Below are 13,070 nucleotides of genomic sequence, written 5' to 3'. Positions count from 1 at the left end.
GGCAGCTGCCCCTCCAGGACGCAGACCAGCAACCTCATCCGCTGTAACTCCTTGGGAGTCATCGAAATCATGTCCTTCTTCATGGGGGACATAATCGCTAAGCAGTTACAGGGGACAAAGTCGCTAAGCTAATACACATTCCCCGGCAAGCCTTGCCAGCGCGGGAAAATATGACTAATTTCAAGCGAAATCGTTATTCGATCGCGATCGCAATTATTTGCGCCAAGGGGTAAACGGTGATGGCAGCGGCGAACCATGGTCGGAGTCGCGCCGGGCGACGAACCGCCATGGGTCTGATCGTCCTTGTTTCTTGCCTGGCGGTGGCCGGCTGCGGCGGTTTGGTGCGGCAGGCGACGGCTCCGATGATCGACGGGCTCTCGGCGGCGATCCAGAAGCAGAACGATCCGCAAACCGTGCGCGACGGCGCGCCGGCCTACCTGCTGCTGGCCGACGGCCTGGTCGAAAATTCCCCGAACGATCCGGAAACCCTGGCCACGGCGGCGCGCCTGTATTCGTCGTATACCTCCGCGTTCGTCCTGGGCGACGATCCGGCGCGGGCCAAGCGGCTGACGTGGCGCGCCCGCGATTACGCGTTCCGCGCCGCCGCGCTGAAAAAACCGAAATTCGGCGCGCTTTGGGATAAACCATATCCCGAATTCGCGCCGGTGGCCGACGAGTTTCAGGCCGGCGACGAGGAACTGTTGTATCTGGTCATCGGCGCCTGGGTCGGCATTATCCAGGCCGATTCCGGCAACTGGGACCGGCTGGCCGAAATCTCCAAGGTGAAATTGCTCACCGAACGCCTGCTGGCGCTGGACGAGGGCTACTATTACGGGGCCGGCCATTTGCTGCTGGGCGTGCTCGCCGGCATCCTGCCGCCGGCGCTGGGCGGCAAACCCGACGAGGCGAAGGCGCATTTCGAACGGGCGATCGAACTTTCCCAGGGGAAGTTCCTGCTCGCCTTCGTGTATTACGCGCAAAACTACGCGAAAGTCGTCTATGATCGCGAACTCTATGAAAAACTGTTGCACCGGGTGCTCGACACCCCGGCCGACGTCGTTCCCGAATTGACCCTCGTCAATACCCTGGCCCGGCAGCAAGCCGAAAAACTGCTGGCCGAGGCCGCGACGATTTTCGATCAGGAAGGATGAGCTCATGAAACGCTGGTTTGGAACCCTGTTTGCCGTGGCGCTCCTCGCGACTCTCGTCCTGGCCATGCCCGGCCGGACCGCGCCTTCGTTCGTGCTGAAGGTGGCCACCATCTCCCCCGACAACTCCGCGCTGACCAACGCGATGAACGCGGCGGCCAAGGAAATCGAACAGCGGACCGCGGGGCGGGTCGGCTTGCGCGTCTACCCCGGCGGCGTGATGGGCAACGATTCGGTCGTGCTGCGCAAAATGCGCACCGGCCAGATTCACGGCTCGACGTTCACCGCCGGCGGCGTTTCGACCGTCTACCGCGATTACCAGGTGCTCAGCTTGCCGCTGCTGTTCCAGGATTACCGCGAAGTGGACATGGTGCGGGCGAAAATCGAGCCGCGGCTCAATCAGGGCCTCGAGGCGGCCGGTTACGTTTCGACCGGCATCATGGAGGCGGGCTTCGTTTACATGATGAGCAACTCGCCGATCACCACCCTCGAAAACCTCAAGGGCCACAAGGTGTGGATTCCCGAAGGCGATCCGATCGGCCAGCGGGCCTTTAAGGCCCTCGGTGTGCCGCCGGTGCCGCTGCCCTTGTCCGACGTGTTGACCGGCCTGCAAACCGGCCTGCTCGATACCGTCAGCAGTTCGCCGGTGGGCACGGTCGTGCTGCAGTGGTTCACCAAGGTGAAGTACCTCACCGAAACCCCCTTGCTGTATTCCTACGGCACGCTGGCTTTCACCAAGCAGGCCTGGAACCAGATTCCGGCGGCGGATCAGCCGGTCGTGCGCGAAATCCTGGTGCGCAACCTCAAACGGGTGGACGTGCAAAACCGCATCGACAACGAACGGGCGCTGGAAACCCTGAAACGCCAGGGGATCCAGTTCGTGAAAATCCAACCCGACAACCTGCCGCGGATGCAAACGATCGCCAGCCAGACGATCGACTCGCTGGTGAGGGAAGGCCAGTTCACCGCGGCGTTGGTGGCCGAGGTGCGGTCGATCACCCAAACGGTGCGCCAAGGGAAATAATCGCCGATGGAGAAGAAGGAAAAGCCGCTGGCGCTGCGCCTGCTGCACGGTTTGGAAGAACTGGTCCTGACGCTGTTGTTGTTGACGATGATCGTCCTGGCGTTCGGGCAGATCGTCCTGCGCAATTTCTTCGGCGTCAGCCTGATCTGGGCCGACGCCTTCCTGCGATATATGGTTCTGTGGGTGGCGATTTTCGGCGCGATGGTCGCGACGCGCGAATACAATCACATCACCGTCGACCTGCTGTCGCACCTGTTGCCGCCGCGCGGCAAGGCGGCGGTGGCGGTCGTGACCGACCTGTTCGCCGGCGGAGTCAGCCTGCTGCTGGCTTACGCCGGGGTGCTGTTTTTACGCGATGAAATGGCCGGCGGCGAACTGGCTTTCGGGCCGGTGCCGAACTGGGCGGCCGAGGTGATTCTACCCATCGGCCTGGCGATCATCGGTCTGCGGTTCCTGTTCCACGCCGGCCGGCATCTGCATCAGGCGGTGCGCGGCGTGCAGGCCGCCGAGAAAGCGGGGGGATCGCCGTCATGATGATTCCACTGCTGTTGTTGTTGGCCGCGATTCTGGGCGCTCCGCTTTTTATCGTCATCGCCGCCAGCGCGCTCAACGGTTTTCACACCGGCGGCATCGACATCTCGGTGGTCGTGCTGGAGATCAACCGCATCGTGGACATGCCGGTGCTGGTCACCATTCCGCTGTTCACCTTCGCCGGGTACCTGATGGGCGAATCCGGCACGCCCAAGCGGCTGCTGGAGCTGTCGCGCGCCGCGTTGGGTTGGATGCCCGGCGGCCTGACGGTCGTGACGATGTCGGTCTGCGCCGCGTTCACCGCGCTGACCGGCGCGTCGGGCGTGACGATCATCGCCCTCGGCTCGTTGCTTTACCCGGCGCTGCTCGCCGAGAAATACCCCGAAAAGTTCAGCCTGGGCGCGATCACCACCACGGGCAGCCTGGGGCTTTTGTTTCCGCCGGCCATTCCGCTGATTCTGTTCGGCGTCGTCGCCGAGGCCAGCATCGACAAGCTTTTTCTGGCGGGCATCGCGCCGGGGCTGCTGATGGTGGTGTTGCTGTCGGCCTACGGCATGTACGTCGCGCAGCGGGCCAAGATTCCGCTCCGAAAGTTCGAGTGGGCGGCGCTGGGCCGGGCGATGCGCAGCGCCGCGTGGGAACTGCCGCTGCCGTTCCTGGTTCTGGGCGGCATCTACTCCGGCTATTTCGCGATTTCCGAGGCCGCCGCCGTGACGGCCTTCTACGTGCTGATCGTCGAGGTGTTCATTTACCGGGAAGTGCCGCTGCGCAAGCTGCCGTCGGTGATGGCGCGCAGCATGACGCTGGTCGGCGGCATCCTGGTCATCCTGGGCGCCAGCCTGGCGTCGACGAACTACCTGATCGACCAGCAGGTGCCGATGAAGCTGTTCGAGATCGTCCGGCAGCACATCAGCAGCAAGTACACGTTCCTCATGCTGCTCAACGTGTTCCTGCTGATCCTCGGCTGCCTGCTCGACATCTTTTCGGCGATCGTGCTGATCGTCCCGCTGCTACTACCGATTGCCGCGAATTACGGTATCAATCCGATCCACCTGGGAATCATTTTCCTGGCCAACATGCAGATCGGTTACAACACGCCGCCGGTGGGAATGAACCTGTTCATCGCCAGTTATCGGTTCAACGAGCCGGTCGTCAAACTCTACCGGGCCTCGGTGCCGTTTATCCTGATTCTGCTGCTGGTGGTGCTGTTGATCACCTACGTTCCGGCGATTTCGCTGACCCTGGCGGGAATGTAAAACGCGGAAACGCGATCCTTCAGCCGGTCCGAATATCGAAGAAAAATGCCGCATTTGTCATTATTTAACAATAGGTTCACCAGGTGATTCGGGATTGAAAAAACCCGGTGCCCAGTGCTACATTCACCTCGCTTTTCAACATTCCGGTTTCCGGTGCAACGAAAAACCATTCGAACCGTAGCGAACGGATCGGGAGATCGCGGCGATGAATTTTTCCGACATATCCGTTTCCCATCTGGCCAAGTCGGCCGTCGCTTCGTCGGCGCTGGTCGCGGTGGGGGTGGCCTTCGAACTGGCGGCCAGGTACGACCCCGAATTGCGGGAGGAACTGTCGCGCTGGCGCAACGGCGAGGTGTTCTCCATGGGCATCCTGCCCAAGGGCCCGTACATTTCCATCCGTTGCGCGAACGGCGAGGCCCAATACCTGGGGCTGGGCATGCGCGATCCCGATGTCGCCATTCTGTTTAAGAATCTCGACGCGGCGATGCTGGTCTTTACCGGCCAGATCGGCACGCATACCGCGGCCGCCGAAAAACGGTTCATCATTCGCGGCAACATCTCCGAAAGCATGAAAATCGCCCGCGCCCTGAGCATCGTTCAGGCGTACGTTTTTCCCCGCTTCATCGTGATGAAAACCTACAAAAAACCGCCCGCGGTCTCGGCCCAGCGGCTGTGGATCAAGGCGAAAATCTATGCCGGGTTGACGCCGGCGTTGCTGACCAAAATAGCCCGGCGGGCGTAACGCGCCCCCGCGGAGCCAGGAGACGAATCATGAAGTCGATTCCGTCGTTTTACGAATTTTTCTGCCCGGTCAAGATCATCTGCGGCCACAAGGCCTTGTCGCATCTGCCTTACGAGATGGAACTGCTCGGGGTTCGCCGGGCGCTGGTCGTCACCGACCAGGGCGTGCAGGCCGCGGGCCTGCTGCCGCTGGTCGAGAAGGCGATGCGCGGTTCGCACTGCGCGGTGGGCGCGACGTATGACCAGACGCCGGTCGACTCCAGCAACCATGTCGTCAACGATGTGGCCGCCCTGTTTCGCCGGCAGAATTGCGACTGTTTCGTGGCGGTGGGCGGCGGCAGCGTCATCGACACGGCCAAGGGCGCGAACATCGTGATTTCCGAGGGCACCGACGACCTGATGAAGTTCCAGGGCATGGACCGGCTGACGGCCAAGATGCGGCCACTCATCGTCGTGCCCACCACCGCCGGCACGGGGTCGGAAGCCACTTGCGTGGCGGTCATCAAGGATGTCGACAAGAAAGTCAAAATGCCGTTCGTCGACGACCGCCTCTATCCGCACCTGGCGATCATCGATTCGCACATGACCAAGACCATGCCCCCGAAAATCACCGCCGCGACGGGGATGGACGCGTTGACCCACGCCGTCGAGGCCTATTGCAACCTGCAGAAAAACCCGCTTTCCGACGCGCTGGCGATCGCGGCGATCGAGATCGTCTTCGAGTACCTGCCGACGGCGGTGCACAAGGGCGCCGACAAAACGGCCCGCCTGGCGATGGCCAACGCCGCCCTGATGGCGGGCGTCGCGTTTTCGAATTCCATGGTCGGCGTGGTGCACGCGCTGGCGCACGCGACCGGCGCCGTGGCCCGCGTGCCGCACGGCGTCGCCAACTCGATCTTTCTGCCGTACGGCATGGAATACAACCTGCCCAAAACCATCGCCAGCATGGCCGATCTCGTCGGCCCGATGGCCGTCAAGTATCCGGCGGCCGAACCGCGCGAGCGTGCCCGCGAGGCGATCCAGGCCGTGCGCATGCTGCGCGGCCGGTTGCACGATATGTGCGGTCTGCCGTTGACGCTCAGCGAGGCGGGCGTCGGCCGCGACCAGCTCGAGGTCATCGCCCGCACGGCCGTCAACGACGGTTCGGCCAACTACAATCCGGTGGAACTGACTTACGAGGACGCGCTGTTCCTGCTGCAACAGTCTTTTTGAGGGCCGGCTTCAAGCATTAAGCAGCCGCCAACCCAGCGCCAGCAGGCCGGCGGCGATGAAATGCAGATCGACCCATAGGTCGCGGGTCAGCGTCGGCAATTTCCGCGACCGGTAGAAATAGCGGAAGTACAACAGTTCGAACAGGGTCCAGAATCCCAACAACCACGCCAGCCCGGGCAGCCAGCCCAAGCCCGCCGTCGCGAACAAGCCCAGCGTCAGACCGGTGACCACGACCGTCACCAGCCGGCGGGTGCGATCCGGGCCGAGGGCCAGCGGAATGGTTTCGCGGCCGACCAGCCGATCGGAGGTCATGTCCGACAGGTCGAGCAACACCGACCGGATGCCGGTGACCACGAACAGAAAGAAGAAGGAAAGGATCAGCCGGCCCCAATCGTGGGTCGCGGTCACGAAAAAGAGCGGGAAAATGCTGACCAGCGCCCAGGCCGAGGCGACGAAAAAGTTCTTGCTGGCCGCGATGTCCTTCAGGCGGCGGAAGCCGAGGAACCCCATCCAGGATTTCGGCACGACCCGCACCGAATACAGCACCCCGATGATCGAGGCGATCAGCACGAAGATGAACGGAATGACGCCGAGCTGAAAACCGAGCAGGATCGACAGCAGCCCCGCGCCGATGCCCAGGGTCCACAAGCCGGACGAATGGCGGCGGTAGAAAACCTGCCGCTTCGGGTCGTCGCGGAACTTGTCGACCCCGGTTTCGGCGAACCGGTTGAGCACGTGCATCGCCAGGACGTAGCAGCCGACCAGCAGGAAGAAATCGAGGCGGAAATCCAGGCCCATCAGCACCGCGCCGACGTACGCCAGCGAACCGGCCGCCAGCCCCGTGGTGAAGTGCATCGAGGTCAGCGACTCGATCAGGCGACGGCTCCACGCCAGCAACGGCCGCGACTTTTCCTCTTCCATCTCGTTCAGGCGGTTCATCACCCGGTCGATGATCCAACTCGGCGTGCTGGCGCCCGCGGTGACGCCGACCTTGTCGTAAGCCGAGAAATCCAGCCCGTCGAGTTCGTCGGCCGTTTCGACGTGCCAGGTCGGCAGGCCCAGGTCCTGGCTGATGGCCGCGAGGCGCCGGGTGTTGCCGCTGTTGCGGCCGCCGACGACGATCATCGCCTGCACCTGTTTCGCCAGTTCGCGGACTTCCGCCTGGCGCGTCTCGGTGGCGTCGCAGATCGTGTGGCGGACGTCGCACTGCGGATGGCGCGCCTGCGCGTGCGCGACGAACGCAAGGAAGCGCTGCCGGTTGGCCGTCGTCTGCGCCACCAGGGTCAGCGGCGTTTCCGGCGGCAAGCCCAGCGCGTCGAACTGTTCCGGGTCGAGGACGACATGGCACGGCCGGCCGCGCGCCGCCCCGACCAGCCCGACCACCTCGGGGTGCTCGCGTTCACCGAAAATGACGATCGTCCGGCCTTCCGTCGCGTGTTTTTCGATGACTTTCTGAACGGCGCGCACCTTCGGACAGGTGGCGTCGAGGATTTCCAGGCCGCGTCCGCGCAGGTCGTCGACCGCCTCGGGCGGCACGCCGTGGGTCCGGATGACCGCCATTCCCTCGCGGATCAGATCGAGGTTGTCGACGCAGTTCACCTCCCGCAGGGTCAGCAGTTCGATGACCTGCGGATTGTGCACCAGCGGCCCGTAGGTGGTGATGCCGCCGTGCTGCGCCGCGCTTTCGGCGAGCACCAGGTCGACGGCCCGGCGCACACCGAAGCAGAAACCGGCGCTTTGGGCGAGAATGAATTTCATGCGCGGTCGCGCCTCCTGAAGGCAACGATAAGGCGGCTAATCGGTAACCGCAACGGTCGCCGTCGCCGGCGTGAAATCGCCGTGCGTCGCCTGCAATTGCAGATTTTCGCCCGCCGCGGGCGTGACCGTGAAAACCGCCTCGCCGGCGTCGTCGGTCGTGGCCGTGCAGGGGGCACAGTCGCCGCCCGTCAGGCTCAGCGCCGCGCCGACCACCGGCAGATCGTCGTCGTCGTTGGTCACCGTCACGGTGATCTCCACCGGCGAGCCGGCCGGCACCGCGGCTGGATCGGGAACGACGCGCATGACCTCGAGGAACAGCAGTTGCTGGCCGCCGAGCGCGAAATATTTGACGCCGGAACTCTGCAATCCCGGCCGCCAGTCGACGAACACCCCGGGGCGCAACAATTCCATGCCGTGATCGCTGGTGAGGATGAAGGCCGTCCGGTCGAGAATCCCCGCTTTTTCGTAGGCGTCGAAAATCAAGCCGAGATAACGGTCGATGTTGACCAGTTCGGTGCGCAAGCCCTCGCTGTGCGGGCCGTTGGCTTCGCCCTGGTGGTCGGTGGTGTAGAAGGACATGATCGCCGTTTTGGGCGCCTGGTGCGTCGGGTCGAGGAACATCAGGTCCACCTGGATAGGCACGCTCAGGTCGGCGAGCGAGTAGACTTGCGGATCGAACTTGTCGCCGTTGGGCAGGATCCCGGCGATCAGTTCCAAGAGCGAATAAAAGCTGTAGTCGGCCGCGTAGAAGGACAGGTCGTTGACGCTCGCGGTGTAGGCCTTGCCCCAGGTGCCCGGATGCTCGAGGTCCCAGTCGCCGAAATTGCGATGCGCCGCCTGGTAGATGTTTTCGATGCCGCGCTCGTCGCCGTAGAATTTCAGGTAGTAGGCGAGGCCGATCGACGGATCTTGCAGCAACTCCTGCACGTGGTCGACGAACCAGTCGTAGCTGAACATCTCGCCGCTGACGCGCAAATAGTTGTCGTTGCTCAGCAGTTGGTGGTGGCCCTGATAGACGCCGGTGCTGACCGAGGTGTGGCCCGGCAGCGAGAAACTCGGCCAGCCGACGATCGCCCCGCCGCGGTAATAAACGCCGTTGTCGATCAGCGAAAAGAAATTCGGCAGATCCCAACCGCCGCCGCCCTGATGATCGTAATGGTAAAACAGCTCGTTCGCCGCCAGGCCGTCGAAAACGAAGAGGACCACCTGATCGGCCAGGCCCTGCACGCTGGGATCGGTCAGCACTTCCGCCAGCGCGTGGCCGTCCTGCCAGGGCAGGAAGTTGTTGGTGACGCGGTGGCCGCGTTCGTCGATGCCCTCCACCACGTCCGCCCCCAACAGCGCCATCGCCGTCGGGGCGATATCCGCCTGCCGCGCCGCCGCCTCGATCACCTCGCCGGCGAGGATGCCGGCGCCCGAAAACAGCAGCGGCGAGCGGCTTTGCATCAGCCCCAGGTTGCCGTGCGAACCGGTGCCGTTGCCGTGCGAGGCATGCACGTCAAAAGCGAGGTCCGGTCCTTCGGGCGAATCGAAAATCTGGGCGATGCGCCGCAGCGCGTCCGGGTAGCAGGCCTGGTCGTCGAGAATCCAGCCGACGCGCGGGTCGTCGGTGTCGTAGCCGTGTTCGGGCAGCTGGATGTTGTCGGGATTTTCGAACAGCGCCAGCTCGGCGTCGTAGTCGTCGGCGAACAACGGATCCTGGTTGGGGAACGGGTCGGGGCCGGTCTGGCTGACGAGGTCGAATTCCAAGCCGTCCGCGCCGAACGTCCGCGTAAAGACGAGTTCGCCGTCGTGGTGCCACAGGTAATATTGGTTGTTCTCGACATCCAGCGTGGCGACCCATTTGACGCTGCCGCTTGCGAGCAGCGCGTCCTTGGCCGTCAGGCCGGCGTCCCATTCCCATTCGTTCAGGCCCTGGTCGCCGAGCGGCCGGTATTCGTCCAGCGACACGGCGCCCAGATCCTCGCCGTCGGCCCAGTAAGGAGTGGTGTCGTTGTCATCGTTGTCGTCATTGTCATCGTTGTCGTCGTTATCGTCGTTATCGTCGTTGTCGTCGTTGTCGTCGTTATCGTCGTTATCGTCGTTGTCGTCATTGTCATCGTCGTCGTCGACGGTATCGTCATCGAGGCGGGAATCGTTGTCGTCATCGTCGCCGGTCGAGCAGGCGGACAGCAAGCCGAGCGACAGCCAGAGGATCAGTCCGAGGGCGCCGAACTTTTTCATGAACCACCTCGTTGCCGGTCAAAAGGTTAGCCGCCGCATTATACCCAAATCCCGCGCCAAACAGTATTGGGTTGACAGGCCGCCGCCGCGCCGGATACTCAATCCATCCACAACCGCACGAGGTCGCGATGAGTTTTGATACCCTGCGCTGGGACGGCGATGCGCTGGTCCTGCTCGATCAACGGAAACTGCCGCTCGAGGAAACCTACCTGCGCCTGGCCACGGCGGCCGACGTGGCGCGCGCCATCACCGACATGGTCGTGCGCGGCGCCCCGGCGATCGGCGACACCGCCGCGTACGGCCTGGCGCTCGGCGCGCGGCAGGCGCCCGACGAGCGTTTCGACGCCGCCTGGGACGAACTGTGCGACCGGTTCGTCCGGGCGCGGCCCACGGCGGTCAACCTGGCCTGGGCCGTCGAACGGCTGCGCGAGGTGTTCCGCCGGACGCGGGCCGCGGGGCCGGCGGCGGTGCGGGAAGCTTTGCTGGAAGACGCGCACCTCATCCGGCAAGAAGACGTGGCGGCCTGCCGGGCGATGGGCGCGTTCGGCGCCGCGCTGGTGCCGGCGGGCGCCCGCCTGCTGACCCACTGCAACGCGGGCGCGCTGGCGACCGGCGGTTACGGCACGGCGCTGGGCGTCGTGCGCGCGGCGCACGCGGCCGGCAAACTGGCGATGGTCTACGCCGACGAGACGCGGCCGTTTTTGCAGGGCGCGCGGCTGACCGCCTGGGAGCTGGCCGCCGACGGCGTTCCGGTGACGCTGATTGCCGACAACATGTCCGGCCATCTGATGAGCCGCGGCGAAATCGACCTGGCGGTGACCGGCGCCGACCGCATCGCGGCCAACGGCGACACGGCGAACAAGATCGGCACGTACATGGTCGCGGTGCTGTGCCGACGCCACGGCCTGCCGTTTTACATCGCCGCGCCGCTCTCGACGATCGATCTCCGCTGCCCGAACGGCGCCCGGATTCCCATCGAGGAACGGCCGGCGCGCGAGGTGACGCACGTTTTCGACCGCCTCCAGATCGCGCCCGCCGGCGTACCGGTGCGCAACCCGGCGTTCGACGTGACGCCGGCGGACCTGATCACGGCCATCATCACCGAAAAGGGCGTCGCTTATCCGCCGTTTAACGAATCGCTGCCGCGCTTGTTCGAAAAGTAAAACCCCCGCCGACCGGTCGGTATCGTCGAGTACGCTTACGGATGGATTTTCCCCGCTTGAGGTGTATCATTCTGACCTAATAGCAACCAGGTAACCCCAGCTTTTGACCGCCACCTCGTGGAGTGTAACGATGAAGAAGAGACTAATCGCGGTTCTGGGCCTCGCCCTCGTGGTGTTGATCTCCGCCGCACTGGCGCAGAACAAGGGCCCGGGTTTTTCCACGGCCAACGGCGGTCAATGGTACGACCGGTCGGTCGCGCTGGTCGTGGGGATCAGCCAGTACGGCAACGGCTGGTCGTCACTGACCGAGCCGCGCAATGACGCCAACCGCGTGGCGCAGGCGCTCCAGGCGCAGGGCTTCGAGGTCATCAAACTCACTGACACGCAGGCGAGCCGCGCGAACATCATGCGGCAGATCGAGACAGTCATCCCCGCGAAGGTCGGCAAGAACGGCCGGTTCATCTTCTACTACTCGGGTCACGGTCAGACCGAGGTGGCTGCGCGTAGCGGCCGACAGCTCGGTTACATTATTCCGGCCGACGGCCGCATGACTGGCGGCACCGACGACTGGTCCAGCTACATCTCGATGGACGCCCTGCGCGGGCAGATCAACAACAAGATTCCCGCCAAGCACGTGCTGGTCATCTTCGACTCCTGCTTCTCCGGCACGGCGTTGACTAAGAGCGGCACGATGACCGGCAACGTTAACTACTTCCTCGGGCAGCCCGCGATCAACGTGCTCACCGCCGGTGACGCCGGTCAGCCGACGCCCGACGGCGCGTTCTCCTACGACTTCGTCAACGCCATCAACGGCAGCGCCGACGGCGTGGGCGGCCAGCGGGACGGCTATGTCACCTTCGCCGAGGTGGGGACTTACCTTCAAGCGCAGATTCCGGCCAAGGTGCCTGGGCTGTCGCCCTCGTTCGGCTGGTGGGACGGCACGAGCCAGATGGTGTTTCAATACGGCGGTTCAGCTCCCCCGCCACCCGTGGCTGTAAAGCCCGAACCGGTCCCCGATCTGTCGGGCTACGACGCCCTCGCGCAGGCCGAGCAGCAAAAAGCGGAAGCCGCCGAGTCGGTGAAAAGGTCAAAGCAGAAAGCAGCACAGAGCGCCTACTCGAAGGTAAAGGAATACAAGGAAAGCGCCTCGTATAACAAAAGCACCAAGAAGGCCTTGTACCAAAAATTTCTTTCGGACTACGGCGACAAAAGCGATAACCCCTGGTATGACGAGGTAAATGGATGGCTGAACCAAGCCGATGCGCCGGAGGGCATGGCGTGGATCCCCGGCGGCTGGTTCACGATGGGCTGCTCGACGGGGGATTCGGATTGTCAAAGCGACGAAAAGCCAGCCAAGAATGTTTACGTGGATGCCTTCCACATGGACGTATACGAGGTGACGCAGTCGGAGTACCAGCGGGTGACCGGCACGAACCCCAGCTCCTTCAAGAACTGCGCCGACTGCCCCGTGGAAAACGTCTCCTGGAACGACGCCAGCAACTACTGCGCGAAGGTCGGCAAGCGCCTGCCGACGGAGGCGGAGTGGGAGTACGCGGCGCGGGGCGGCACGACCGGTGCGCGGTACGGGAACCTCGATGACGTTGCCTGGTACGGCGGCAACTCCGGCAACAAGACGCACCCGGTGGGCCAGAAGCAGCCGAACGCCTATGGCCTGTACGACATGCTGGGCAACGTGTGGGAGTGGAATCAGGACTGGTACGATGAAAACTGGTACTCGCAAATGCCGGAGCGCAATCCCGTAAACACTAAAAATAACTCGCTCCGCGTGCTTCGGGGTGGTAGCTGGAACTTTGATCCCAGGAATGTGCGCGCGTCGTATCGGCTCAGGAATCGCCCGGCGAATACGACCACCTCCTGGGGTTCCGATGTTCCCGGGACTGAATTTTACTCTTGGGCTCTTTTACCCTTTTACCCTGGGGAGATTCCAAAGAGGGCAGCCCTCTTTGGTAGGTACAGGGCGAAGCCCTGTTCGCTACGAAAAAGCGAGTCATAG

General features: G+C 63.6%; 10 protein-coding genes. 8 read left to right on the top strand and 2 right to left on the bottom strand.

Going from position 1 to position 13,070, the window contains the following annotated elements; translation table 11 throughout:
• Positions 1-287 precede the first annotated feature (287 nt).
• The 6 genes from GX444_02830 to GX444_02805 all read left to right on the top strand — a co-directional run bounded on the left by GX444_02830 (position 288) and on the right by GX444_02805 (position 5,912).
• Positions 288-1,151 (top strand): hypothetical protein, encoded by an 864-nt coding sequence (locus GX444_02830; GenBank protein ID NLH47518.1) that lies wholly within the window; start codon positions 288-290, stop codon positions 1,149-1,151.
• 4 nt (positions 1,152-1,155) lie between these two features.
• Positions 1,156-2,172, top strand: a complete 1,017-nt coding sequence (dctP, locus tag GX444_02825; GenBank protein ID NLH47517.1) for a TRAP transporter substrate-binding protein DctP — start codon at positions 1,156-1,158, stop codon at positions 2,170-2,172.
• A 6-nt stretch (positions 2,173-2,178) separates the two neighbouring features.
• Positions 2,179-2,706: a TRAP transporter small permease gene (locus GX444_02820; GenBank protein NLH47516.1), complete on the top strand. Its 528-nt coding sequence runs from the start codon at positions 2,179-2,181 to the stop codon at positions 2,704-2,706.
• Entirely contained in the window at positions 2,703-3,959 is a 1,257-nt protein-coding gene (locus GX444_02815) for a TRAP transporter large permease subunit (GenBank protein ID NLH47515.1), read from the top strand. The genes GX444_02820 and GX444_02815 overlap by 4 nt, the downstream gene beginning before the upstream one ends.
• A 205-nt stretch (positions 3,960-4,164) precedes the next feature.
• Positions 4,165-4,701, top strand: a complete 537-nt coding sequence (locus tag GX444_02810) for an SCP2 sterol-binding domain-containing protein (GenBank protein NLH47514.1) — start codon at positions 4,165-4,167, stop codon at positions 4,699-4,701.
• 29 nt (positions 4,702-4,730) lie between these two features.
• Complete coding sequence (locus tag GX444_02805) at positions 4,731-5,912, top strand: iron-containing alcohol dehydrogenase (GenBank protein ID NLH47513.1); 1,182 nt, start codon at positions 4,731-4,733, stop codon at positions 5,910-5,912.
• Between the two features lie 9 nt (positions 5,913-5,921).
• Here GX444_02805 and ispH read toward each other — a convergent pair whose 3' ends face one another.
• Together ispH and GX444_02795 are read right to left on the bottom strand one after the other, a co-directional pair.
• Entirely contained in the window at positions 5,922-7,670 is a 1,749-nt protein-coding gene (gene ispH / locus GX444_02800; GenBank protein ID NLH47512.1) for a 4-hydroxy-3-methylbut-2-enyl diphosphate reductase, read from the bottom strand.
• Positions 7,671-7,706: 36 nt separating this feature from the next.
• Positions 7,707-9,893 (bottom strand): hypothetical protein, encoded by a 2,187-nt coding sequence (locus tag GX444_02795; protein ID NLH47511.1) that lies wholly within the window; start codon positions 9,891-9,893, stop codon positions 7,707-7,709.
• A 128-nt stretch (positions 9,894-10,021) separates the two neighbouring features.
• Between GX444_02795 and mtnA the strand changes: the two genes are divergently transcribed.
• Both mtnA and GX444_02785 read left to right on the top strand, forming a co-directional pair.
• Entirely contained in the window at positions 10,022-11,056 is a 1,035-nt protein-coding gene (gene mtnA, locus GX444_02790) for an S-methyl-5-thioribose-1-phosphate isomerase (protein NLH47510.1), read from the top strand.
• A gap of 130 nt (positions 11,057-11,186) precedes the next feature.
• A complete protein-coding gene (locus GX444_02785) occupies positions 11,187-13,070 on the top strand; it encodes an SUMF1/EgtB/PvdO family nonheme iron enzyme (protein ID NLH47509.1) in 1,884 nt (627 codons plus the stop codon).

This window comes from Myxococcales bacterium (assembly GCA_012517325.1).
Classification (GTDB): domain Bacteria; phylum Lernaellota; class Lernaellaia; order Lernaellales; family Lernaellaceae; genus JAAYVF01.
This window is presented reverse-complemented; position numbering and strand designations above follow the sequence as displayed.